Origin of the sequence: Arcanobacterium pluranimalium, from assembly GCF_016907845.1 — a bacterium.
Lineage (GTDB): Bacteria > Actinomycetota > Actinomycetes > Actinomycetales > Actinomycetaceae > Arcanobacterium_A > Arcanobacterium_A pluranimalium.
Genome location: NZ_JAFBCS010000001.1, coordinates 501,386 through 525,383, shown reverse-complemented (window position 1 = coordinate 525,383; position 23,998 = coordinate 501,386). Strand labels below are relative to the sequence as shown.

21 protein-coding genes and 1 pseudogene are annotated in these 23,998 nt (G+C 52.3%); 8 read left to right on the top strand and 14 right to left on the bottom strand.

What is annotated here, in order from left to right:
• Positions 1–23 precede the first annotated feature (23 nt).
• The gene (locus tag JOD55_RS02185) at positions 24–938 is read right to left on the bottom strand and encodes an ABC transporter ATP-binding protein (protein ID WP_204398240.1); all 915 of its coding nucleotides are present in this window, start codon (positions 936–938) and stop codon (positions 24–26) included.
• On the bottom strand, positions 931–1,860 hold the full coding sequence (locus JOD55_RS02180; protein WP_204398238.1) for an ABC transporter permease: 930 nt from the start codon (positions 1,858–1,860) through the stop codon (positions 931–933). Before JOD55_RS02180 ends, JOD55_RS02185 begins: the two co-directional genes overlap by 8 nt.
• A 195-nt stretch (positions 1,861–2,055) precedes the next feature.
• On the opposite strand from JOD55_RS02180, the gene JOD55_RS09300 reads away from it, so the two are divergent.
• The 3 genes from JOD55_RS09300 to JOD55_RS02165 all read left to right on the top strand — a co-directional run bounded on the left by JOD55_RS09300 (position 2,056) and on the right by JOD55_RS02165 (position 5,445).
• Entirely contained in the window at positions 2,056–3,945 is a 1,890-nt protein-coding gene (locus tag JOD55_RS09300; RefSeq protein WP_204398237.1) for a glycosyltransferase family protein, read from the top strand.
• Positions 3,946–4,236: 291 nt separating this feature from the next.
• Positions 4,237–4,818 (top strand): helix-turn-helix domain-containing protein, encoded by a 582-nt coding sequence (locus JOD55_RS02170; RefSeq protein ID WP_204398235.1) that lies wholly within the window; start codon positions 4,237–4,239, stop codon positions 4,816–4,818.
• Positions 4,819–4,860: 42 nt separating this feature from the next.
• On the top strand, positions 4,861–5,445 hold the full coding sequence (locus tag JOD55_RS02165) for a LytR C-terminal domain-containing protein (RefSeq protein WP_204398233.1): 585 nt from the start codon (positions 4,861–4,863) through the stop codon (positions 5,443–5,445).
• 130 nt (positions 5,446–5,575) lie between these two features.
• Here JOD55_RS02165 and JOD55_RS02160 read toward each other — a convergent pair whose 3' ends face one another.
• The 5 genes from JOD55_RS02160 to cysS form a co-directional block, all read right to left on the bottom strand.
• Positions 5,576–6,934, bottom strand: coding sequence for a uracil-xanthine permease family protein (locus JOD55_RS02160; RefSeq protein WP_204398231.1), 1,359 nt, complete (start codon positions 6,932–6,934; stop codon positions 5,576–5,578).
• Positions 6,935–7,153: 219 nt separating this feature from the next.
• Entirely contained in the window at positions 7,154–7,675 is a 522-nt protein-coding gene (locus JOD55_RS02155) for an ASCH domain-containing protein (RefSeq protein ID WP_204398229.1), read from the bottom strand.
• Positions 7,668–9,032: a hypothetical protein gene (locus tag JOD55_RS02150; protein WP_204398227.1), complete on the bottom strand. Its 1,365-nt coding sequence runs from the start codon at positions 9,030–9,032 to the stop codon at positions 7,668–7,670. Before JOD55_RS02150 ends, JOD55_RS02155 begins: the two co-directional genes overlap by 8 nt.
• Before the next feature lie 116 nt (positions 9,033–9,148).
• Positions 9,149–10,114 (bottom strand): 23S rRNA (guanosine(2251)-2'-O)-methyltransferase RlmB, encoded by a 966-nt coding sequence (gene rlmB / locus JOD55_RS02145; RefSeq protein WP_204398225.1) that lies wholly within the window; start codon positions 10,112–10,114, stop codon positions 9,149–9,151.
• Between the two features lie 3 nt (positions 10,115–10,117).
• Positions 10,118–11,545 (bottom strand): cysteine--tRNA ligase, encoded by a 1,428-nt coding sequence (cysS, locus tag JOD55_RS02140; protein ID WP_204398223.1) that lies wholly within the window; start codon positions 11,543–11,545, stop codon positions 10,118–10,120.
• A 177-nt stretch (positions 11,546–11,722) separates the two neighbouring features.
• On the opposite strand from cysS, the gene JOD55_RS02135 reads away from it, so the two are divergent.
• Entirely contained in the window at positions 11,723–13,129 is a 1,407-nt protein-coding gene (locus tag JOD55_RS02135; RefSeq protein WP_204398221.1) for an MFS transporter, read from the top strand.
• A 61-nt stretch (positions 13,130–13,190) separates the two neighbouring features.
• Here the strand turns inward: JOD55_RS02135 and ispF are convergent, their stop codons facing one another.
• The 5 genes and pseudogenes from ispF to JOD55_RS02110 form a co-directional block, all read right to left on the bottom strand.
• Positions 13,191–13,661, bottom strand: a complete 471-nt coding sequence (gene ispF, locus JOD55_RS02130) for a 2-C-methyl-D-erythritol 2,4-cyclodiphosphate synthase (protein ID WP_204399680.1) — start codon at positions 13,659–13,661, stop codon at positions 13,191–13,193.
• A 23-nt stretch (positions 13,662–13,684) separates the two neighbouring features.
• The gene (ispD, locus tag JOD55_RS02125; RefSeq protein ID WP_204398219.1) at positions 13,685–14,395 is read right to left on the bottom strand and encodes a 2-C-methyl-D-erythritol 4-phosphate cytidylyltransferase; all 711 of its coding nucleotides are present in this window, start codon (positions 14,393–14,395) and stop codon (positions 13,685–13,687) included.
• A gap of 149 nt (positions 14,396–14,544) precedes the next feature.
• A pseudogene (locus JOD55_RS02120) lies at positions 14,545–15,033 on the bottom strand (CarD family transcriptional regulator); the annotation flags it as partial.
• 81 nt (positions 15,034–15,114) lie between these two features.
• Positions 15,115–15,816, bottom strand: coding sequence for a response regulator transcription factor (locus JOD55_RS02115; RefSeq protein WP_204398215.1), 702 nt, complete (start codon positions 15,814–15,816; stop codon positions 15,115–15,117).
• Between the two features lie 51 nt (positions 15,817–15,867).
• Positions 15,868–17,061, bottom strand: coding sequence for a sensor histidine kinase (locus tag JOD55_RS02110; protein ID WP_204398213.1), 1,194 nt, complete (start codon positions 17,059–17,061; stop codon positions 15,868–15,870).
• A 183-nt stretch (positions 17,062–17,244) separates the two neighbouring features.
• Here JOD55_RS02110 and phoU point away from each other — a divergent pair, with 183 nt between their 5' ends.
• Positions 17,245–17,928: a phosphate signaling complex protein PhoU gene (phoU, locus tag JOD55_RS02105; protein WP_204398211.1), complete on the top strand. Its 684-nt coding sequence runs from the start codon at positions 17,245–17,247 to the stop codon at positions 17,926–17,928.
• 261 nt (positions 17,929–18,189) lie between these two features.
• Here the strand turns inward: phoU and JOD55_RS02100 are convergent, their stop codons facing one another.
• On the bottom strand, positions 18,190–18,930 hold the full coding sequence (locus JOD55_RS02100) for a phosphoglyceromutase (RefSeq protein WP_204398209.1): 741 nt from the start codon (positions 18,928–18,930) through the stop codon (positions 18,190–18,192).
• A gap of 114 nt (positions 18,931–19,044) precedes the next feature.
• Between JOD55_RS02100 and JOD55_RS02095 the strand changes: the two genes are divergently transcribed.
• Positions 19,045–19,836 (top strand): sulfite exporter TauE/SafE family protein, encoded by a 792-nt coding sequence (locus JOD55_RS02095; protein ID WP_204398207.1) that lies wholly within the window; start codon positions 19,045–19,047, stop codon positions 19,834–19,836.
• A gap of 33 nt (positions 19,837–19,869) precedes the next feature.
• Here JOD55_RS02095 and JOD55_RS02090 read toward each other — a convergent pair whose 3' ends face one another.
• Positions 19,870–21,345 (bottom strand): amino acid permease, encoded by a 1,476-nt coding sequence (locus JOD55_RS02090; protein ID WP_204398205.1) that lies wholly within the window; start codon positions 21,343–21,345, stop codon positions 19,870–19,872.
• A gap of 290 nt (positions 21,346–21,635) precedes the next feature.
• On the opposite strand from JOD55_RS02090, the gene JOD55_RS02085 reads away from it, so the two are divergent.
• Together JOD55_RS02085 and JOD55_RS02080 are read left to right on the top strand one after the other, a co-directional pair.
• Complete coding sequence (locus JOD55_RS02085; protein ID WP_204398204.1) at positions 21,636–22,880, top strand: alpha/beta hydrolase; 1,245 nt, start codon at positions 21,636–21,638, stop codon at positions 22,878–22,880.
• Between the two features lie 62 nt (positions 22,881–22,942).
• Positions 22,943–23,815, top strand: a complete 873-nt coding sequence (locus JOD55_RS02080) for a glutaminyl-peptide cyclotransferase (RefSeq protein WP_204398203.1) — start codon at positions 22,943–22,945, stop codon at positions 23,813–23,815.
• Positions 23,816–23,998: the final 183 nt, after the last annotated feature.

Here is a 23,998-nt window from a genome sequence, read left to right as displayed (position 1 = left end):
CTATTACTCTACCTTGCACTGGCCTAACGCACTCGATGCCGCGGGCCAGTGTATTTTAATTGTCCTGGCGAACCAATCACTTTTATACTCTGCGGAACGAATTCATCTCGGTATGACTTGATTGCTCGCTCTGCCTTGTCAAGATCACCGTTTGCTACGCACCACGCCCACCAACGATAGGCTCGAGCAACTTCCCGAGCGTCACCGTCTGAAATAATCCGACCCTGGTGCAACCAAAGTGCCCGGTTGCACATCTCTTCAATCAGAATCGAATTGTGACTAACTAAGAAAATTGTTCCTGTGGTATTAAGCATTTCTTGCATGCGCGCCTGGCTTTTCTCTTGGAAGCTAGCATCGCCGGTTGACAGCGCTTCATCAATTAACAAGATCTCAGGTCGGTTCGCGGTTGAAATCGCAAAACGCAGGCGTGCTCCCATTCCCGAGGAATATGTTTTCATCGGGCGGTAAATAGCGTCACCAATTCCAGCAAAGTCGATAATGTCGGGAAGCTTAGCATCGGCTTCCTCTTTGGTCATACCAAGCGCCAAACAACCAATCCGTGCGTTTTCAATTCCAGAAAGCTCTGGGATGAGTGCAGCTGAAACTCCAAGCAAAGCAGGTTGGCGGTTGACGTACACGTTGCCCGATGTCGGCGTTTCTACACCCGCAATGATCCGCATAATTGTTGACTTACCAGCGCCATTAGCACCCAACAAACCAATAAATTCACCCGTTCTCGCCACAAAGCTCAAATCATCAACTGCGACGACATTTTCACGCGGGGCGCGACCGATAGCACTCCCCAATATTTGTTTGAGAAATGGAGTGTTCTTTCGCACTTCTCTGTTCACAGTCGGAGTCCGATAAACCATGGACACGTTTTCTACCACAACCGAAGGGAATCCAACACCTACCCGAGGCACTACAAGATCAGTCATTTTTCTTTCCTAAATACCCCTCACAACGCCAGAAGAACAAGAATCCCGTCAGAAAAGTGAAAACAGCCCATGTGCCTAAGTAGAGCCACAAATTAACCCCAGGTACTTGGCCATAGAGAATCGTTTCGCGCATCATCTCAAGATAGGTCCACCCTGGATTCGCCGTCATAATCGCTTGGTATTGCGGCTTATCAGCAAACATATCGATCGACCAAAAAACGCCCGAGCCATAAAACCAAAAACGAGTGAGCACCGGCCAAATAAATTTCAAGTCGGGAAGTAGAACAGTGAGAGCAGAAGCGAAAAACGAAAGCCCTGTTCCAAAAATCACTGCAATGAAAAATACCGGAACCGCTAGCAACCAGGTCCAAGTCGGAAAAGTATGTGGAGGAAAGACAAGCACAAAAAGGAAAGTAGCAATCGCCGTCGGAAAAAAGTCGATAACATTACGTACCGAAAAAGCAAAGACTAGCGCGGCACGTGGAAAAGGGAATGCTCGGATCAGATTCATTCCCGCTGGGATAATACTACCCGCTGCTCCGAGTTGTTGATTGAGATAGTTAAAAAACGTCACACCGATAACAAGGTAGCCAACAAAATTATCCATGCCACGGTCAAATCCTAATAACAAAGCAAAGATGAAATAGTAGATGGCCGAACTGATAAATGGTTCAAGGATAAGCCACAAACGTCCAAGAAATGTACCTTTAACGGAAACATGCGCCTTAGCACGCGATTGAGCGATTATGAACTGCCGACGTTTCCAAAGCCCACGAACATAGAACCAAAAATTATGAAAATTCCCCACACGTCTCATTGAGCCAAGGTCAACTGAAACGAGATCATTTTGCCAAGAGGTTTCGAGCAACACACGAACCCAAGGCTCTTCTTTGAATATATGCTCCGTCATTTTATCGGACATTTATGAAGAACAGCTTTCTATATAATTTTTAGCGGTTACCACGTGATTAAAATACCCAATCTTTCAAAGTGATCCGTGAGAGTTAAAGTGAATACTATCTTATCATGGTAGATTGAGCTCATTATTATATTGACTCTATTAAGAACTACTTGAGTCGCTAGTACACAAATTACACGGATTCTAAGGAGACTTGTTGTGGGCCTTTTTGACTATGTTCGGAAATCTCTCTGGCATGTTCGCCATGGTGGTCTTACACAAGTAAAAACGTACTGGGCACGTGCCAAAGCGAATAAGCCAAACAATGTGCCGCAAAAAATCGACCCACACAACATAAGCCCCTTCCCGATTCCGCATCTCACTCCACAACGTCATCTGAGAGTGGGAATTATTGCTGATGCGTTTACAGAGCTGGCATTTTCATTCGAATGGCAGCAAGTGAAGATTTCCCCGGCATACACTGGTGAAGATCTCGAACAACTCGACTTGCTCTTTGTTGAATCGGCATGGCATGGTAACGATGACCAGTGGCAATATCAGCTAACTGGCTCAACAGCACCGTCTACTGCACTCATTAATCTCGTCAATGACTGCAAAGCTCAAGGGATTCCCACAGTATTTTGGAACAAAGAAGATCCATTCCATTTTGCAGATTTCCTTCGCACTGCCAGGCTTTTCGATTGGGTGTATACTACCGACGCCGATCTCCTCAGTTCCTATCAGCAAGAACTTGGCCATTCACGCATTGGTGTGCTGCAATTTGCCGCGCAACCCGCTATCCATAATCCGAGTGGACGTCCTAAACCGCATATCTTGCGCGATACCTGTTTTGCCGGAACATACTTTCACCACAAATTTCCCGAGCGACAAGCCCAGATGGATCTCTTGTTAGCCGGAGCGAATCTCGCAGAACCCAAGCTCAGCAACGGAATTGATATATACGCACGCTTTCACAAACGCGACCCAAATTACAACTTCCCGCAGCAATACCAGCGTTATGTGCGCGGAGAACTTTCTTACGAGCAAATGCTCAACGCCTATCGTTCTTATGCCTCGTTTTTGAACGTTAATTCAATCGTAGGAAGTCCATCTATGTTTTCGCGCCGAGTATTCGAACTACTCGCCTGCGCTACACCAGTAATTTCGACACCGTCGCTCGGAATACGAGCCACGCTCGGCGACGCAGTTGTACAGGTTGAATCCGCAGAATCAGCAGCTCATTGGATCAGAGCGTTCTCCTATTCTGCCAATTTGCGCGAAGAATACGGATATTATGGCCAGATGAAAGTACTCTCCGCACATACGTATTCACATCGTGTTGATGATATCTTGAACGATTTGGGACTCACCGAACATACGGTCGGCATGCCGGGTGTGTCTGTGCTCTTAGCTACCAACCGCCCGCATCAGTTGCGCCACGCATTCGAACAGTGTGCGCGCCAACGTGGAGTGGAAACTGAGCTACTCGTTTGCGCAAATGGTTTTGATGTTACTGCCGAACATTACGCGTTGGCCGAAAAATTTGAGCTTTCACCCCGTTGGATCAAACCTCAGCACGAAGATACTCTCGGTGATTACTACAATCTCTTACTACGTCACGCTCGTTTCCCAGTGGTGGCAAAAATCGACGACGACGATATCTATGGCGCATACTATCTTCTCGAGCAAGTAACCGCGTTACGTACTATGAACGCCGACCTCGTTGGTAAGAAGTCGCATATAGTGCGCTTTCATGGCGGCGTTATGAACGAAGCTGACGAAGCGAATTCGCTTCCAGGCGTCGATGCTCTACCGTACCGAGATGCCGTAGCATTTGACGGTGCTGAACACCAATTTGTTTCCTTTGTGCCTGGCCCAACGATGGTGATGACAGCGAGTCTTGCCCAAGAACTTGGATTTGATACACGAAACCGCGGTGAGGACACCGCGTTTATTCACAAAGCTATTGGTGCGGGCGCAAAGATATGGTCCACTAGCCGCTTCGGCTTTGTTCAAAATCGTTTCGTTAGCGGACACACGTGGCAGAGCGATCCGGTGCACATCTTGGCACATTCTCGCATGATCGGTTCCGAATATTATGTGAATTAGCTCAATATATGACACAAAAATACAATGTGTGCCCAGACGTTCAATCCATAGACCCCACTGAGCAACACGTTTCACGTACGCGTCAAACTGCTCTCTGACCGGCTTAGGCGCTCATCTACAAGCATGAATAAATCACGAAATAGATCCCACACCTGCCCTATTTTATAAGACACTCCACATTTTTTTGGATAAAACCCAAGCAAATCAACTTGTTTATGAGTGACACGTTGCTCTCTGTTCTGGTACATTTAATAACAACGAAAACCGAGCGAGCGCGTATGGAATACTTTTATGAAACTATCTGAAATCCAAAAATCAATCCTGAGCTACCTGCAGAAAAAAGAGGACTGGGTAACCATCCTCGAGATCGCGGAGACTCTACAAGTTCATCCCAATTCAGCCCGCAGTGCGGTCACAAAACTTACCAACGGCGGCATGCTAGAACGCAGCCAACACCGCGACGGCAAGAAAGGGCGCCCCACGTTCGTGTTCCGTGCACGCACGGGCCGTTTCCCTGTGCTTCGCGAAGCGATTGCCACAATCGAGCACTCCACTGAGCAGGAAAAAGCCATTGTGGAGGCATTAATCAGCGGAAAGTATGAAGGTATTCTTGAAAACGAAGAAGACCTGATGTCTGCGATTATGGAATTCCTCGAGCGCATCGACATCGAGTGCTACGAAGAGGACGGCAAGGTTTACGTCTCTTCGTGCCCGCTTCGCAATATGGACGACGATATCCCCGGTTTCACCTGCAGAATGCATCGCATGATTATTCAGCAAGCAGTTGGTAAGCGCGGAACCGTACTACTCAGCCCAGTACGCGTCGACGGCGAATGCCGCCTTTCTGTGCGCGAAACAAAAATGTCGGCGTGAATGCTCTCCCCACAACGAGCTTGACTGAGCTAGATTTATTTCGTGAACGAAAGACTTTCTGAAAGCAATATACGATCTGAATACCGGAGGAAAATCCACGAGCGCCAAGTGCTTCTCTTTGGATCCATTGGCGCAGTAATGGTATTTCTCCTGCTTCTGAACACACTGTTTTGGACTGGTGTGCTTCCATTCCCGTTCAAGCACGAGTTTTCGCGTAAAGAGGCTGCTACCGTCGTCTATCCATGTGCGAACGACGACGCAAAACCAGCTGATCTGAAAGCGATTCCGGCGCGTGTTTTCAACGCGAGCGGAAAGGCCGGTGTTGCTAAGACCGTCACTGATGCTCTCAAAGCTCAAGGAGTACAGGTTTCTGCTACTGCGAACTGGGATGGCGAGGCAAAGATTTCAGAGCCGACGCGCATTCTCACAGGTGTTGACGGTATCAATAATGCTTATACGCTGCGGGCTTTCTTCCCAGAGTCGAAGATCGTTTTTGATAGCACCTTAAAGTCTGAGATTGTAGACGTTGTGATCGGCGAGGGCTGGCAGGAAATGCATGCTCAACCATCTCAACAAGATTTTCTTGACGCAATGAAATCTCAGGAAAAGTGCACAAAAGACCTGTAATCTCGCTGGCGCTGCGCATTTAACGCAGCGCACTCAAGCTATTGATGTGCACATTGCGATGTGCACATTTGGGTTGGGGGAGTATCGCTGTTGCGATACTCCCCCAACCGTCTAACTAAGCCTATTAAAATTAGCGGATAAGCATTCCCGGCTCCAGTTCAGCTCCAGCAGGTGCCGACGCCGGAGAGGCAGCTTCTTGCGAAGTGCCACGCCAGCGCGAGATCGAGCGCATCAGATGGTAGATCAAGATAGCGCAGAACGAGCCAATCGCAATTCCCTCAAAGACCATACCGCCCAGTTGGAAACTGTAGTTCGCAATCGCCACCACCATAGCAACAGCTGCCGTATTGAGATTCACCGGATCAGAGAAATCCACCCGATTCTGCACCCAAATACGAACTCCCAGCATACCGATCATTCCATACAACACAGTTGCAGCCCCACCGAGCACCCCAGGTGGGATTGTGGCAATGAGCTGGCCAAACTTGGGAAACATTGAGAGCACCAAAGCTATAGTTGCCGCAATAATATACGCCGCCGTTGAATACACCCTGGTAGCTGCCATTACACCAATATTCTCGGCGTATGTGGTAGTTCCTGAACCGCCACCGGCACCTGCAAACATGGTAGAAAGACCGTCGGCGAACAGCGCTCGTCCGGTTACGTCGTCGAGATCTTTACCTGTCATTGCCGATACCGACTTCACGTGCCCCACATTTTCAGCGATAAGCACCAGCACCACCGGCACGAATAATCCTAAGAGCGACACATCAAAGGCTGGCGTCCGAAAATGCGGCACACCCAACCAAGACGCATCTGAAATCGCCGCAAAATCAACCTCACCGCGCACAACCGCAACCAAATAGCCCACAAGCACGCCAACCAGAATCGAAAGCCTGCCCAAAATCCCCCGGAACAAAACCGTCACCAGGAGAATCGTAAGAATTGTGACGATAGCCGTCACGGGCGCCGTCTTAACGTTATTCCATGCTGCAGGTGCGAGATTAAAACCAATCAACGAAACAATCGCACCTGTGACCACTGGCGGCATGAGCTTGTCGATCCACCGCGCACCCGCGAAATGCACAATCACACCGACCAGCGCCAAAGTTGCGCCTACTGCGATGATTCCACCTTGTGCCAAGGCCGCCTTGGCCTCATCGAGCGGCGCTCCCCCGCCAGCCACATAACCTGTGACCGCTCCAATTGGGGCTAATAAAGCGAAAGACGACCCCAAATATGATGGAAGTCGCCCCGATGTAACCAAGATAAAAAGAATGGTTCCGAATCCGGTAAAAAATAACGTCGTTGCCGGATCGAAACCAGTGAGTAACGGAACCAAGAACGTGGCTCCAAACATTGCCACCACGTGTTGAGCTCCAATGCCGAACATTATCGGCCAGTTCATTCGTTCATTGGGAAGAACCACATCCCCTGGGGGCATATGTTGTCCGTCTCCGTGTAATTTCCAACCCAGCTTCGCTGCCATACTTCCTCCTCTACAAGTGGATTCTCAGTTATGGTAGTGGCTCAAGGCCCAATTCCGCGCACTGTCCAGATGTTGTAGTATTCACGGTTCAAAATGCGGAATTCTTGAGCGATTCATGGCAGACTTATCGTGGTGTTTTTTCTACGGCCTTTTCTGCGCCGCATTTTACCAGCACGATCACTGTACGAAGCTGTAAATCCTTGATCTACCAGCACTCACTCAGTCCACGTAAGAGTAGAGAACCTCAAAGAACTCTGTGACCACGCCGCCCTGTTCATCAAATTCGCCGCCAAGGTCAGAAATCTCACGTTCAAAAAATGCACGATGTTCGCGCACCCAATCCTCATGAGTCCCCTCGCCCTCCGCCTGCGCAATATGGGCATCGACATCACCAAAAGCAGTAATTTCCACGGTGCTCGTACGCAACAAAGCGCGTGGAACGCCGTCGCCATCGCATAAAATACCCAAATCGCCAACGGTCGGAACAGGCACCCCAGCTCTTCTATACGAAGGCAGGTACGACGACGTAGCCCGCTTTTCCCCACGTAGCACCAGCTCGCATAGGCGATTCGCCTGCGCCCGATCCGCACCAAAAGCGAAAGACGACGGTCGCAACGACGTCAGATCATCCTGAGCGTTGAACCCCTCCGAAAGATTCAACTTCGCCGCATTAATTGCATGAATCCAAAAAGCTTCCAGATCAATAGCGCGTGGCTCTACGATCTCCTGTAAGTCACTCATGATCCCCGCTTTCCACACTGGTCGACGCTGCCGCGTTCCCTGCCTGCTTGTCATCCAAGCCAGCCCCCTGCCAGGCCTGCACATTCGTATCAGTCTGCTGGAAAATCGTTTGCACCCAATGCGTGGTAAGCACCCGCGATAGCGCATTAACGATCAAAGCTGCGCCAATGCCAATTTTCAGCTTCGGATGCTTGGTTTTCGCACCACCCCGCAGACCTTGTGAAAGCACCACTCCACCAATGCCAGCTTGAATAGCTCCAACCAGCGACACAATCCACGGACGATTCAAATAGACGGCGCGATAAGCACGCGCAACATCTGGCTCCACCAGGCCCTCACCCGCGATCTCCCAAGCCAGAGTTTCTGAAATAACCTCAGATCTCCGCTGCTGAGCTTTGAAAATACGCGCGTGCGGAATACTGCTCAGCTTCCCTACTCCTCGCAATACGTCCATCACTTCAGCTGGCAGCCCCAAAGCACGCACCAAATTCTGAGCACCCTCACTAGGCGGAACAAGCAGAGCACGGCGAATATCAGCGAAAGTAACGTCCACGACGTCGGCAACTGCTCGGCGCGCAACAGCCCCCGCACCAAGCTCATCGTCAATAAAAGCCGTGGCGACGACGTCGCCCTCCACCCACGGGAACATCGGCTGCTCACCGGACCAATCCCACGTCAGCCGGGTATTATTGCGACGCACGATCAGTAACGGACTCTTCCCTTGCGCACCACCAGCGGAAAGCGCCACCACAAAATCAGGGCGCGGGAAAATCTTACGAGAAAGATCAAGTGAGTGCTCTGATATCACCAGGCGCACATCGCCCATCTTAAGCACAGCTAGATCGGTATTTTCGGCATTCGCCATTGCTGGCATTTCTGACATCGCCAGATCCGCAAGCAACAACATCGGGCCGGTGCCCAACTCAGGGAGACCGTCACCAATAATTCCGTCGGCTTCATCTTCGCCACTACCAGCGCCAGCAAAGTTACGCGGCAACGGATCCTCACCAACCGCCGCGGCCAAATCGGCGTCGTCAATATCTACCGCGCCCAAATCAATCGGACCATAGACGACGTTATCGCCGATCTCCACCGCAACTTTGCGCAAACGCTGCGTCATTTCCTGCATGAGATCATTAACCGAGTACCCGAGGAAAACTTGCCCCTCATCGTCTAACGTTGCTACCCGACGACGGCGTCCTCCTACCGCAAGCTCGAAGTCAAAGCCGCCATCGCCGTCGTCCGTACCTCGCCCGAGAATACGATACTCAGCAAAAAAATCGAGAATATCGCTCGTGCTCGTCAATCGAGAATCGAGCCGCTCAATACGGCCACGGACTGGTCGCCAAGATACCATGAGGAACGCCTTTCTGTTTCCTCTAGCTTAACCCAGAAAACTACCCTCTGGGAGAAGAATTTTTCGCTAAGCGTGAGCGAAAAAGCGTCACCGCAAAAGACATCGCTCCGGCAATCTCACTGCTGACGCAGTTGATCAACCTGATACAGTGCAATTCCGGTGGCAACCGCAGCGTTGAGGGACTCCATATCTGAAGCGATTGGGATCGAAGCCACGACGTCGCAGGTCTCGCGCACGAGTCGGGAAAGCCCCTTGCCCTCTGATCCAGTCACCAGCACCAATGGAACGTCAGCAAGGCTCAGTGAGGCAACCGACTGATCGCCGTCGCCCGCCAAACCCACGACAAAGTAACCATTCTCCTTGAGCTGCTCAAGCGCACGCACCAAATTCTTCTCGCGCGCAATCGGCACTCGAGCCACCGCACCTGCGGAAACTTTCCACACAGTCACATTCACCGAAGCCGATCGACGCTCCGGAATCAGCACGCCGTCGGCCCGAAAAGCGGAAGCCGAACGCAATACCGCACCTAAATTATGCGGATCAGTGACGGAATCAAGCGCAACGATAAGCCCCGGGCGAGCCGAATCATAAGATGCCTCAACCAGCTCATCTAGCTCTGCATATTCATGCGGCGGCACCTCTAAAGCCACGCCCTGATGCACGGCGCCATCAGTCATACGATCCAACTCAGAACGCGTCACTTCGAGCAACGGTGCACCAGCGCGGGTAGCAGCTCGCATAATTTCGGCAACTCGATCGTCATTGGCCAAAGCTCCCACCACAAATACGCGGGTGAATGGAATCCCCGAAGCTACCGCTTCCACCACCGGATTGCGTCCAGCAATCAGCTCATGCCCAGCAGGCAGACGCAAGATGCCGCGCAACTTCGGGCCAGCTGCTTTGGCGGCAGCTGCTTCGGCAGCCTTTTTACGCTTATAGGCAGGATGGTAAGTGCGATCTTCGGCCTTCGGAGTAGGGCCTTTACCCTCGAGAGCTGCTCGGCGCTGCCCACCGGAACCGACTTTTGAGCCTTTCTTTGCGCCCTTACGAATAGCGCCAGGACGTCCAAAATGATTTGCCATAAATTACTCGCTCATCTTCCATCGAGCACCATCGCTGGAATCCTCCACCACAATGCCTGCATTAGTCAAAGCATCGCGAAGAGCATCAGCGGTGGCCCAGTCTTTATTCTCTCGAGCCGTAGCTCGATCTTTCAAAATTCCCTGTACCAAAGAATCCAAAGCTGAATGCAGTTTCGCATCCTGCAAATCGCCGCCACGCCACGGAGCTGCGCAAGGATCGAGTCCCAGCACATCAAGCATTGAGCGCACCAAAGATTGCGCGCGGCGCACCTTCTCATGATCTTTAGCGGCGAGGGCTGCATTTCCCTGTTTCACGTGTTCATGAATGACCGCGAGCGCTGCCGAAACGTTGAGATCGTCGTCCATCGCCCGCACGAAATCAGGCGGCAGATCCTCGCAACTGAGTTGAGCAAGTTCCTCAGCTGGAACTTCACCAACCAACTCCACCGCGCGTGATACGAATCCCGATAGTCGCTCCCACACCGCCGCCGCTTCTTCAAGCGTGCGATCCGAATAGGCTACGGTTGAGCGATAATGCACTGTTCCTAGAGCTAAACGCACCAGCACGGCCGGATGATCTTTGAGAATATTTTCCACGGTGAGCGAGTTCCCCAAAGACTTACTCATCTTTTCGCCGTCGATGGTTACCCACGCGTTGTGCATCCAATACCGCGCAAAACCGTATCCTGCAGCATGGGATTGTGCCTGCTCATTTTCGTGATGCGGGAAACGCAAATCGATTCCGCCGCCATGAATATCGAAGCTCTCTCCCAAGTACTTTCCAGACATCGCTGAGCACTCAAGATGCCAGCCCGGGCGCCCACGTCCCCACGGCGTCATCCACGAAGCGGTGAGCGGCTCGTGTGGTTTGGCTGCTTTCCACAGTGCGAAGTCGTGCGGGGAACGTTTATCGGGTTCAGAATCGTTTTCATCAGCGTGCAAATCGGCGAGCGATTGGCGCGTCAACGAGCCATAATCTGGCAAGGAAGCGACGTCGAAATACACATTTCCTTCCTCGCCCACGTAGGCATGACCTCGGTCAATAATCCGTTGGATCAGCTCAATCATTTCTGGCACGTGTGCAGTTGCGCGTGGCTCATACGTAGGGCGCAACACACCCAGCGCGTCGTAGGCTGCCGTGAATTCGTTTTCGAAACGGTAGGCCCACGCCCACCACGGCCAACCAGCTTCGGCCGATTTGTTGAGGATTTTATCGTCAATGTCAGTGACGTTGCGAATGAGGGTGACGTCGTAACCACAGCGCCGCAACCAGCGAACGAGCACGTCAAAGGCAAGTGCCGATCGAATATGGCCGATGTGTGGAGAGCCTTGAACCGTGGCACCACACAAGTAAATTCCAACCTTGCCAGGTTGGATCGGTTCGAAATCGCGTGTGGTGTGGGTTGCAGAGTCATGGATTCTTAGAGTCACACCTCTAGCCTACCTTGTTGGTACAAATTCACGCCAAAACAGGCCTTAATTGACTCGCTTCATGAGTGCGATCACGCTTGCCAGTGCGGCCACTATCACACCTGGAAGAGGTAATTATTCACACTTAATTCACGTCTGGTTTTACCTTTTGTTGCAATTTCGAAGTATTTTGTAACTATGACTGAATTGAATACCGCGCAACCAGTGCTTCCACAGGTTGACGCCATCAAAGACATCGCTTCCGATTCCGTCAACGGCGACTTGGGTAGCGCAAACACCAAAATCTTCACAAAAGAAGTCTGGGCATGGGGATCGTGGGACTGGGCTTCTGCAGCTTTTAACGCCGTGGTCACCACTTTTGTTTTCTCCGTGTACCTCACGAATGCAAAACTTTTTGGCTCCTCTGCAAATACCCTGCTCGGCTATGCGCTGTCCATCGCCGGCATCATCATTGCCATCGTGGCACCGGCACTTGGTCAAAGTGTTGACCGCAGCGGAAAATCCGCAACCATGCTGCGTATCGCAACGTTGAGCGTCGTCGTCATCATCGCCGGACTCTTCTTCGTATCGCCCAACGAAAATCGCCTCTGGCTGGGCTTGTTCCTACTAGCCGCCGGAAATATCGCTTTTGAGACTGGCTCGGTTATCTACAACGCGATGATCTCGGACATCTCCACGCCAAAAACTGTTGGGCGTATTTCAGGTTTCGGCTGGGGCCTGGGCTATGTGGGCGGAATTGTGCTGCTCTTGACGCTGTTCGTCGGGTTCATCAGTCCTGAGGTTGGCTGGTTTGGCGTCACCAAAGACAACGGTCTCAATATCCGCGTGGCAATGCTTATCGCCGCTGCTTGGGCGCTGATTTTCTCCGCCCCTCTGCTCATCACTGCGAAAGACAAGCCCCGCCGCGAAGGCACCTCGAGCGCCGGCATTATCGACGCATACAAGCAGCTCTTTGCATCTATTCGCCATCTGTGGGCAGTAGATCGCTCCGTGGTGTGGTTCCTGATTTCCTCTGCGATTTACCGCGATGGCCTGGCTGGAGTATTCACTTTTGGTGCGATTTTGGCGTCCACCGCTTTCGGTTTCAGTGGCGGCGAAGTGATTATTTTCGGCGTGATTTCAAACGTTGTGGCAGGTATCGCCACCATTGGCTTCGGCTTCCTTGACGACAAGCTCGGCTCGCGCGCCGTCGTCATTATGTCCGTTGCGTCCATGACGGTATTTTCGCTCATCGTTTTCCTTTTCCACGACGGCGTTGGCCCGCTTGACGCAAAAGGCGTCTTTTGGGTGTTTGGCGTGGGTCTATGCGTATTTGTGGGGCCAACGCAGTCAGCTTCACGCACGTATTTGGCACGCATTGCGCCTAAAGGTGAGGAAGGCGAGCTATTTGGTCTTTACGCGACGACGGGGCGCGCAGTTTCGTTCCTCGCGCCGTTCATGTATTCGACAGCGATCAGTATCGGCGCAGCTCTTACTGGGCTTTCTTTGGACGACGCCGCGTACTTTGGGATTTTAGGAATCGCACTTGTGCTTCTGGTTGGCTTGCTAACGTTCATTCCGGTGAAAGCGCAGATCAAGGATTAGGCTGGTAGGCTTCGAATAGTTTGATGGCTTCGTCGAGACGTGGAGTGGGTTTTCCGCTCAATTAAGCACGATAAACGAGCGCGGTAGCGATAGCCGCTAACCCCTCATTGCGGCCAGTAAATCCAAGGTGGTCGGTGGTTGTTGCAGAAATAGCCACCGATGCACCAAGGATCAAGCTCATCGCCTGCTCCGCTTCAACTTTGCGAGGTAAAAATCGTGGCCTCTGCCCGATAATTTGCACCGAAACATTTGCAATTTCCCAGCCCTCACTGCGAATTTGCCGAGCCGATTCTTCCAATAGTTGCGCTCCGCTTGCGCCCGCCCATTGGGGTTGGTCGGTGCCAAAAACGGTACCTAAATCTCCCACGCCTGCAGCAATCAAAATCGCGTCACATACCGCATGAGCTGCTACGTCCGCATCGGAATGCCCTTCAAGGCCACGCACTCCCGGCCACTCCAAACACGCAAGCATCATTGTGCGCCCTGGCGTTTTGGAAAACGCGTGCACATCTACACCAATTCCAACTCGCATATTGTGTGGATTCACGAGACCTCTCACCTCCCGCTTTCGCAGCTATATGCTTCGCGCTGGTCAAGGATTAGCTCAGCAACCGCAAGATCAAATGGTGTGGTGACTTTCAGCGACTGCGCATCGCCTCGCACGCAAAACACAGCCTCACCGAGCAACTCCACCAGCGCGGCGTCGTCTGGAGCGGCACTCTGTTCACTTTCAGACATTCGTTTTCCCTGCTCGTGAGCCTGCCGAAGCAAAGCAGTATCGAAGCCCTGCGGTGTTTGCACAGCTCTCAGGCTTGCACGATCAAGCGTTTCTGTCACGACGTCGTTCGCATCAGTTTTCTTGATCGTATCGGTCACCGCAAGAACTGGAATCACTGCACGATGTCCGTTTTCAAGCGCCGCAACCACTGAACGAATCACTGCCGACGGCGTGAGTGCACGAGCGGCGTCGTGAACCAAAACGACGTCAGCATCAACCTGGGCGAGTCCGCGCGCCACCGATTCTTGGCGGGTAGCTCCCCCAACGACGAGTCGCGCATCCAGGCCAGCTTTTTCTAATACCGCCGCAAATTCACTCTCACAACCAGTAGGAATAGTAACGACGACGTCTGTAACGTCGGCGTTGTTCATGCCTCGCAGAGCGTGAACAATTAAGGCTTCACCCGCTAACTCCACCAAAGCCTTTGGAATCGGCGCACCTAAACGCGACCCCGACCCAGCAGCAACGATCAAAGCAGCAATTTTCATTGCGAAGCGTTCTACTGAGCAGCGTTAGGAGCAGCGGAATCAGCGCTTTGTGCACTGGTAGCCGAAGTAGCGCTCGCTGCCGAGCCGGCGCTATCGGCGCTCGATGCACTGGCAGGAGTGACGATTTCATCGGCCGAATCAGCCGATCCAGCAGAAAACTCGCCCAAAATTTCATTCAGCAGCTCGCCCGCTTCGTCTTCAGAAATATCGCGCGCAAGTGCGACTTCAGAGCCGAGAATGCCGCGAGCCTGGGAAAGCATACGCTTTTCGCCAGCCGAAAGACCACGATCATTATTTCGGCGCGAAAGGTCACGAACCACTTCGGCAACTTTATTAACATCGCCAGAGGTCAGCTTCTCGCCATTCGCTTTATAACGGCGTGACCAGTTCGACGGCTCTTCCACGTTCTCTTCACGAAGAACTGAGAACACACGCTCGAGCTGTTCGTCATTAGAAACATCGCGCACGCCCACCTGCTCGATTGAATCGGCAGGCACCTGAATCGTCATATCACCTTGAATAATCCGCAAGGTGAGGTACATGCGCTTCTCACCTCGGATCGTCTTCTCCGAAATATCCTCGATGTACGCTGCACCGTGGTGGGGATAAACGACGGTTTCACCAACTTTAAAAGTCATTGCGATCTCAATTCTTTCTGCTTTCTAACCTCTATTCTACCAAAGGTGCACGAAAGAGTAATGTGAGATTTCTTGACAGTTCTATTGACCGCTCACCAGTTTGTAGCCCAGACCACGAACCGTGACTAAAATCTTCGGCTGTGCAGGGTCTTCTTCAATTTTGGTTCTAATCCGCTTAACGTGAACATCTAGAGTTTTCGTATCGCCGATGTAATCAATGCCCCAAATTCGATCGAGAATCTGGCTGCGAGTGAGCACGCGATCTGGATTCTCCATAAGGTATTCCAGCAGCTCAAATTCACGCAGCGGCATCGATACCAGCTCACCTGCGATACGCACCTCATGAGCCTCAATATTCATTTCGATTCCGCCGACGCAAAGCACGTCATTTTGTTCACCGGCCGACGACGCATCCCCAGTTGACGCCGTACGCCGCAGTAGCGCACGCACGCGGGCGAGTAGCTCACGGTAAGAATAGGGCTTTGTAACGTAATCATCAGCGCCGAGTTCCAGACCCACGACCTTGTCGATCTCCGCATCCTTGGCAGTGAGCATAATGATCGGCACCTGCGAATCTTGGCGGATTTTCCGGCATACTTCCGTGCCCGAGAGCTTGGGAAGCATCAGATCAAGAATCACAAGATCAACCTCTGCAGCTGCAAAACGCTCCAAAGCAAGCAGACCATTTTCAGCTTGAATCACGTCATAGCCGTCTCGGCCGAGGTTGAAAGCGAGCGTTTCTCGATATGTTGGCTCGTCTTCCACCAAAAGAATCGTCGTCATTATTATTCCTTACCTACTTCACTGCTAAAGACCTAAAATTGCTGCTAAGGCCTAAATCTCATCATCACTCTTACCCACGCTCTTGTCCGCTTCCGACTCGGTAGCCGGCACCACCACCAGCGGTTCTTCATATCGCGGTAGAGAAATCGTGAACGTTGAGCCGCGCCCAACCTCACTCCACAGGCCGATACTTCCACCATGATCAGCCACAACATGCTTCACAATGCTCAAGCCAAGCCCAGTACCACCGGTGTCACGCGAACGAGCTTCGTCTGCTCGATAAAAGCGTTCGAAAACCCGATCTTGAATCTCGCGCGGAATGCCCACACCCTCGTCAATCACCGCAATTTTCACGTTCCTGCCATCGGCAGAAAGGCCCACTGAAACTGTTGACTGGGAGGGAGAATACCGCACGGCGTTGTCAAGCAAGTTGCGCACCGCCGTCGTCAATAACGAATAATCGCCCACTACTCGCAAGCCTTTGGAACCGCCGCAACGCAAGGTAATTCCGTGCAACTGCGCGTCCAGTTGCGTGCGTTCGATCGCTTCGGCGACGACGTCATCCACCGAAATCACCTGCGGATCCGCAAGTGCGTCTCCCTCTTGCAACCGCGAAAGCTGAATGATTTCTTGCACGAGTTCGCCCAGTCGCGCCGATTCTTGCTCAAGCTTGCTAGCAAAATTCTCCACAAGCTCCGGCTCATTCGACACCTGCTGCAACGTTTCTGAAAGGAGCTTGATCGCGCCAACCGGCGTCTTCAATTCGTGCGAAACGTTGGCCACGAAATCGCGGCGCGTCTGGTCAAGACGCCGTTTTTCCGTCTGATCTTCAAAGAGCACGATGGCATGGGAGTCCATCACCGGCGCAATCCGCACCCAAATGCGGCGCGAGGGGGAATCTTTGGTGGTTTTGCGCATGTCGAACTCGACGTCACGCGCCACGCCCGTCTCTAATACGCTCGTCACAATTGACGCGATATTGCGCCGCAAAGCGCCCTCTTGAATCAGGCCAAAAGCAGTGGCGAGTTGAGTGGAATGCCGAATTGTTAAATCAGGGTTAACCACAATAACGCCCTGCGGCAATGCGTCGAGCATCGACATTACGCGGCGTTCGGCGAGGTCAGTATCCTCAACGAGCTTCTTCTGGGTACGCTTTTTCAAAATACGTGTTTCAGCGAGCCAAACTACTGCAACGGTACCGGCTCCAAGGGCAATCCCCAGAACGAAAATCAACGCATCGTGCATAGATTCAGCGTAGCGCTTTCCGCGTCACGATACGCAGGCGAACGAAAAACTAGCAACCTGCTGTTTACCTAAACGACAGGTAATGTTCAAAATTATCTGGTTAGCTTATGTAGAAGAGTATGGGTGCAGTGCGCGCTCACTCATATGTATTTATTGCGTATCTATAAATCCTAAGGAGCTCACGTGCGTGAACAGTTCCATCAGCAGATGAACCAACTTGCCGAAACGCTGGTTGTTGAAGCAAAAGCAGCAGCAAAGGCGATGCGCGGTGCAGCCGAAGCACTGCGCGATGCAAACCTCACTAAGGCTGAGAAAGTTATTGACGCCGATCGTAAAATTGACCTGCTCGAACGCACAGTCGATGAAATGGGCGTTTCTTTGCTGGCTCGGCAAGCGCCTGTGGCATCGGATTTGCGCACGGTAGTATCAGCACTCCGCCTCTCCGCCACTCTTGAGCGTATGGGCGATCTTGCACGTCACGTAGCCTATATTGCACGTGGACGCTATCCTGACATGGCCGTCCCAGGTGAAGTTCACGAATTGCTCGTCAAAATGGCAGAGCATGCAGCAGCTGTAGGGCAAAATGTGGCGGTGCTCGTTGAGACTCGCGATCTTTCCCTTGCAGCTCAGATCGTTGCAGAAGACGACGTGCTCGACGATTTGCACGCACAGTCGTTCCAAATCGTTTTAGATGATTCAAAAGAATTGACTCGCCAGGAGATCGTAGACATCGTGCTGCTCGGCCGTTACCTCGAGCGCTATGGAGACCACGCCGTCTCGGTAGCACGCAGAATGAATTTCTTGGTCAAAGGCCTGGGCAATGATGGTAACGATCCGTTTGCTGAAGTTGATTTAACTGAGGTCTGAGCTGCGGCGAGAAACTGAACGGCATCGAGATACTGAGCTTTCGCCACACTGAAATGTTGAGATTTCAGCTGCACTGAAACAGTGACGTCTGGATCAGGGTGAAAACTCTGAGATTTCAGCTATGGCGAAATACTGCAAAATACTGAGGGTAAATATGCTGGTGGGGGCATGATTCGAAAGAATCATGCCCCCACCGTTTTAGCAAGCTTGTGTTTTATTCACATTCTCCGTGTGAACTCGCTTAACTTGCCCTGGTTAGCCTTACTTGCCCTGGTTAGCCACAGCTTCAATAGCTGCCTTTGCTGCTTCAGGATCGAGGTAAGTACCGCCTTTAACTACTGGCTTGAGTGTTTCTTCGTCAAGCTCGTAGTAGAGCGGAATGCCAGTTGGGATGTTCAGGCCAGCGATTTCGTCGTCAGAAATACCGTCGAGGTGCTTCACAATTGCACGCAGCGAGTTTCCGTGAGCTGCAATCATAACCGTCTTGCCAGTCTTGAGATCAGGAACGATCTGCTCTTCCCAGTATGGGAGCATGCGCTCGAGCACATCCTTCAAGCACTCGGTTGCTGGAATCGGCTCACCTGCATAGCGTGGATCCGTATCCTGCGAAAACTCCGAGCCAAGCTCAATTGCTGGTGGTGGCACGTCGTAGGAACGACGCCATTCCATGAAGAGCTCTTCGCCGTATTCGTCGCGAATTTCCTTCTTGTTCTTGCCCTGCAGCGCACCATAGTGACGCTCGTTCAAGCGCCAGTTGCGCTTGACTGGGATCCAGTGACGGTCAGCGGCATCGAGTGCGAGGTTCGCCGTCATGATCGCGCGGCGAAGCATTGATGTATGCAGCACGTCTGGCAGCACTTCGGCATCAATGAGCAGCTGACCAGCGCGGCGAGCTTCCTGCGTACCCTTGTCAGACAACGGAACGTCTACCCAGCCGGTGAACAGGTTCTTTGCGTTCCATTCACTCTCGCCGTGGCGTACAAGTACCAGTTTGTAAGTCATATTAAACTTCCTAGTATTGAAGTGGTTTGTTTATGCGCTATGCGCACCACGACTATTCTATCGAATTTTGCTCTCAATCATGCAGGACTATCAACCAAGGTATAACGTGCAAATATGGAGTTATTGATCGCATGCCTGATGGGAATCTGTGTAGGTTCCGTTGTGGGTGCTCTTGGCGCTGGCGGCGGCATTCTCGCTATTCCCTTTTTAGTGTTTGTGCTCAATCAATCTCCACACGACGCCGCAGCCGCCTCGCTCGTCATTGTAGGTTTCAGTTCGCTCGTTTCGCTTGTATTACGACGCCGGCAAGTGCAGTGGCACCAAGGTTTCCTTTTCGCTGTGCTCAGCATGGTGGGTGCCGTTGCTGGCGCACGGCTTAACGTTTTGGTAGCACCGCATTATTTGATGTATTCCTTCTGCGCGCTACTGGTGGTCATTGCCATTGCAATGCTCATCAAGGCAATGCGGGAGCGTGCTGCGCACAGCGAGAGCACGACGACGCACGGTCACCTCGCAACGCAAGCAGGCCGGCGTCGTCCACTGTGGTTTCTTGCCCTTGCAGCAACTGCAACTGGGCTGCTCACCGGATTTTTCGGTATCGGCGGCGGGATCGTGATCGTGCCGATTTTGGTGTTCGCCTTGGGATTCATGATGCCGCTGGCAACTGCAACGTCGCTGCTGATCATGGCGATTACTGCGCTGGTTGGGCTATTGGCTCGCCTTGGAACTGGCATTCATATCGATGCGGGTATCGTGCTGTTTTTTACGGCTGGATCAATGCTTGGCAGCGTCGTGGGCAGCAAAATTACGCGCAATGCTCGCAATTCCACTCTCACGCTGGCGTTTGCACTTTTGCTATTTAGCGTGGCAGGAGCATCCGTAATACTGACGGCTCTCGGATATTGATCCGAGAGCCGTCAGTATTACATCGTAGCCGATTTAGTCGTTCAAACCGTGAGCATTGCGCTTGAGGTTAGCTTCGAGCAAATTGACTTTCTTCGATTTGGTAACCAGCTTATGCCCACCCCACAGAGCTAAGAAGAGCGGCAAACCGATGTATGACGAGAGCAGCGCTTTCATATCAGCGTTAGTCAAAATTGCCTCGTAGTTCTGGCCCAGAATCACGAATGCACACATCACCATCGCCACGATCGGTCCCAATGGGAAAAGCGCAGCTTTATACGGAAGATCTTTCACATCGTTACCCTGCTTGACGTAGGCGCGGCGGAAATTGTAATGCGACCACGCGATAGCCATCCAGGTAATGAACCCCGCGAGACCGGAAGCGTTCACGAGCCAAACATACGCTTCGCCGTCGCCAATAAGGGAGGTGAGGAAGCACAAAGCGCCGATGATCGTGGTGGCAATGAGAGCGTTCATCGGGATGTCACGCTTGTTGAGCTTGCCAAATATCTTCGGTGCTTTACCGCTACGAGCGAGCGCCCACAACATGCGCGTTGAGGCGTACATGCCAGAGTTTCCAGCTGAAAGGATCGAGGTGAGAATGACGGCGTTCATCACGGCCGCCGCAGCGAGTACGCCTGCGTTGTCAAAGATTAAGGTGAATGGGGAAACGGAAATCTGATCGACTTCCGAGGCGAGGAGGCGTTCGTCGGTGTATGGAAGTAGGAAACCGATGACGGCGATTGCGCCGATGTAGAAGAGCAGGATACGGAAGAAAACTCCGCGGATCGCTTTTGGAATGGTCTTTTCTGGCTGCTCCGCTTCGCCTGCAGCAACACCGATAAGTTCGGTGCCCTGGAAAGAGAAGCCTGCAATCATGAAGATGTTGAGTACGCCGAGTGCACCGCCCACGAATGGCGCTTCGCCTACCGTCCAGTTTTCAAAACCTGGCGATTTACCACCGAGAATGCCGAGGATCATCAGAATTCCGATGCCGAGGAAGATGATGACGGTCACGACCTTAATCGAGGCGAACCAAAATTCTGATTCGCCGAAAGATGATACGGTGAGCGCGTTGATCAGGAACAAAATGGCAAGGAAGAGCGCCGACCAGACCCAAGCTGGAACGTCAGGAAGCCAATACTTCATGACGATTGACGCGGCCACCAACTCAGCGGCTACAGTAATTGCCCAGTTAAACCAGTAATTCCAACCAGTGGCAAAACCAAATGAAGGGGAAATGAAGCGAGTTGAATACTCTTCGAAAGCGCCTGCCACCGGAAGATAGGTAGACATTTCGCCAAGTGATTGCATGAGCAGGAACACCATGAAACCTATGAGCACATAGGCGAGCAGAGCCCCACCAGGGCCAGCTTTCACAATGGATCCGCCCGAGGCCAGGAACAGGCCTGTTCCAATCGCGCCGCCGATGGCGATCATATTGAGGTGACGGGCGCGCAAGCCACGGCGAAGATTTTCCGCAGGTGCTGCCGTATCGGGATTGCTGGTCATAGCAGGTCCTTGTCTAAGAATTCATGAAATTGCATATTTTATAGTTCAGACTGTACAACTTTCGGGGCACAATGCCACACTTTTCCACTGTGCGATTGGGAACACACCGGCTCTTCACACACACAACAACTAATATTATTGCACTTACTTAAATAGATATGCACAACGTGGACTGTCGTGCGTCACAGAACCCACCCGCTCTCTCTGTCCGAAAATGTGCGCTGCGTCTAATAGAAAATTCATCCTCCAGTAGTACATGTCAAAACAAAACTGTGAAATATGATTAATTCATGCATTTCTTTGAACTTGTTGACAACTCCACTTTGGCAGTTTCAATCATCCTATTTATCGTCGCGCTACTGTGGACGACGATCGGCCTACCACTCCTATGGAAGAAGCGCCTCGCTCCCCAAGAAGAACGCCGCAAGGATCTCATCTCTTTACTGCGTTGGATCGGCATCAAGTTTGTGCCCCACCTGCTGAGCGTGATTTTGTGTTGTGTGCTGGCAGTGTGGTCTGCATTTGTTGGCTTCAACCGTTCCACCCTGTGGTATGCCACCTGGGATGACCTCTTCGGCCAGTTGGATCAGCAAGTACAAGTTCAAGATATTGGCGGCGATACCACAGGCGACACAAAGGCCGACTCGAAAGGTGACGGATCGGCGTCGTCGTCCAAAAACAGCGAGAAAACGAAACCTGCCAAACCACAGTTCAGCGATTTACAACGCAACCCGCTGAGCAACCCTGCACTGACGGGAATCCAGGACGCTACCCAAGGTCAATGGATCAAAGTCAATATCGACGGGCAAGGTCAAGGTGGCGACGGCACCACGTACATTCACCTTCCGGCGTCTTATACCAAATCGTCCGACCGTGTATACCCGGTGATCGTGGCGTTTCAGGGCGTGCCTGGCTCCCCTGCCGGGTTCACCGAGATTATGCACACCGCTGAGAAGTATCAGCAGGTAGTGGACAAGGGTGAGATGGGCGAGGCGATCATCGTGGCGCCCACGGTATTCCCACGCAATTTGGATACGGAGTGCCGCGACGTCCCCGGTGCGTCGATCGAGACATGGGTGACGACGACGCTGCGCACCTGGATTCAGACAAACTTACGTACCGTAGATTCGCGCGATGCATGGGTCACCGATGGTTATTCCGCTGGTGGATGGTGTGCGGCGATGTTCGCCATGCGACACACGGACATATTCGGCGGCGGAATTGTGCGCTCCGGGTACTTTGCTCCTCAATATACTAAAGGCGTGGTTTGGGACGATCCTAATAACCCAGCGTATACGCTGAGCGAGGTTGCGAAAGGCGGCCCAGATAGCAAGCTATTCGTGGTGGTAGGCAAGAAAGACGGCGATAAACGCGCAAGTTACGATACGTTCAAGAAATCTGTGAAGGCGCCGACGACGGTCACCGAGTTCGAGGTGGGCGGCAGCTCCCACCGTTGGGACGTGTGGGTGGATAGCCAGCCGCCGTCGTACACCTGGCTGGGAAAGACGCTGGCAGGTTTCGCGCCGAAGAAGTAGTTTTTGCTGTTCAATGCTTTCGTGAGTGAAAGAATCTCGCCAAGAGGATAAGGAGCTGCATCGTGTTGCATCGCAAGCTTGCCACCGTCGTCGCGCTCATTAGGCTCGTTGCGCTCGTTGCGATTGTTACGAGCCTTGCCTTGGTTTTGACCGCGTGCACGGGCGCATCGGACTCCGCGACGCAACAATCCGGGTCTGGGCAGGTAGCACAGGTGCTGGGCGCGCAAATCGTGGGAACCATGCCGCACGACCCGCAAAGCTTCACCGAGGGACTCGAAATCGTTACGTCCGGAGTGATGGCGGAATCTTCGGGATTGTCTGGAAAGTCTTTCGTGCAGCTCGTTGAGGTAGGGAGTGGCAAGGTACTGAAAAAGGCCGCTTACCCTGATGATGAGTTCGGAGAAGGGCTTACTAAAGTTGACGACGAGCTCGTGACGCTGACCTGGAAAGATGGACGTTTCTATCGTTGGGACGCCACTACGCTCACCCCAAGTGCGCCGCAACGCTTGCAGACGAAGGAAGGTTGGGGCGCGTGTTACGACGAAGCCACTGACACCGTATGGACCTCCGACGGTACCAGCACTCTTGCCGGGCGTGACCCAAGGACGATGAAGACGCAAAAGAGCCTGAGAGTGAGTCGGGACGGTGCGCCGCTCGAGAAACTCAATGAGTTAGAGTGCGTTGACGGTTTGGTATGGGCCAATGTTTGGAAGACGTCGCAGCTGGTGGCCATTGATCCGCAGACGGGCGACGTTCGTGGAGTTGTAGATTTGAGTTTCGTGAGTGCGCGGGCGAGGATTGACGCCGAGGGGCGAGCCTTCACCGACGACGACGTGCTGAATGGAATCGCGTGGGACTCCAAGACTTCCACAATGTGGGTGACGGGCAAGCGCTGGGATAAGATCTACCAGATCAAGATTGATAAGGTGCAGTAGGCGGTAAGGTTTCGTCGGCGGTTATGGTTGCGGGCTATGTATGGTTGCGTAGGCGGCTAGGTTCTGTAGGTTCAAAAAACTTCAAAACGTCCTGAATATCATTGCGGGAACATATCAATACTTCTTTACTGTTTCATATACGTCTTTTATACATCGTTCTCGCCTATGCGATGGTTATCGCGG

Excerpts from the sequence above, each read along its gene's own strand:
- JOD55_RS02180 (WP_204398238.1), bottom strand. The coding sequence starts at position 1,860 with ATGTCCGATAAAATGACGGAGCATATATTCAAAGAAGAGCCTTGGGTT.
- JOD55_RS02085 (WP_204398204.1), top strand. The coding sequence starts at position 21,636 with ATGCATTTCTTTGAACTTGTTGACAACTCCACTTTGGCAGTTTCAATC.
- JOD55_RS02115 (WP_204398215.1), bottom strand. The coding sequence starts at position 15,816 with ATGACGACGATTCTTTTGGTGGAAGACGAGCCAACATATCGAGAAACG.
- JOD55_RS02100 (WP_204398209.1), bottom strand. The coding sequence starts at position 18,930 with ATGACTTACAAACTGGTACTTGTACGCCACGGCGAGAGTGAATGGAAC.
- JOD55_RS02150 (WP_204398227.1), bottom strand. The coding sequence starts at position 9,032 with ATGGTATCTTGGCGACCAGTCCGTGGCCGTATTGAGCGGCTCGATTCT.
- JOD55_RS02155 (WP_204398229.1), bottom strand. The coding sequence starts at position 7,675 with ATGAGTGACTTACAGGAGATCGTAGAGCCACGCGCTATTGATCTGGAA.
- JOD55_RS02095 (WP_204398207.1), top strand. The coding sequence starts at position 19,045 with ATGGAGTTATTGATCGCATGCCTGATGGGAATCTGTGTAGGTTCCGTT.
- JOD55_RS02135 (WP_204398221.1), top strand. The coding sequence starts at position 11,723 with ATGACTGAATTGAATACCGCGCAACCAGTGCTTCCACAGGTTGACGCC.
- JOD55_RS02090 (WP_204398205.1), bottom strand. The coding sequence starts at position 21,345 with ATGACCAGCAATCCCGATACGGCAGCACCTGCGGAAAATCTTCGCCGT.
- JOD55_RS02170 (WP_204398235.1), top strand. The coding sequence starts at position 4,237 with ATGAAACTATCTGAAATCCAAAAATCAATCCTGAGCTACCTGCAGAAA.
- ispF (WP_204399680.1), bottom strand. The coding sequence starts at position 13,661 with ATGCGAGTTGGAATTGGTGTAGATGTGCACGCGTTTTCCAAAACGCCA.
- JOD55_RS02160 (WP_204398231.1), bottom strand. The coding sequence starts at position 6,934 with ATGGCAGCGAAGCTGGGTTGGAAATTACACGGAGACGGACAACATATG.
- rlmB (WP_204398225.1), bottom strand. The coding sequence starts at position 10,114 with ATGGCAAATCATTTTGGACGTCCTGGCGCTATTCGTAAGGGCGCAAAG.
- JOD55_RS02185 (WP_204398240.1), bottom strand. The coding sequence starts at position 938 with ATGACTGATCTTGTAGTGCCTCGGGTAGGTGTTGGATTCCCTTCGGTT.
- ispD (WP_204398219.1), bottom strand. The coding sequence starts at position 14,395 with ATGAAAATTGCTGCTTTGATCGTTGCTGCTGGGTCGGGGTCGCGTTTA.
- JOD55_RS02110 (WP_204398213.1), bottom strand. The coding sequence starts at position 17,061 with ATGCACGATGCGTTGATTTTCGTTCTGGGGATTGCCCTTGGAGCCGGT.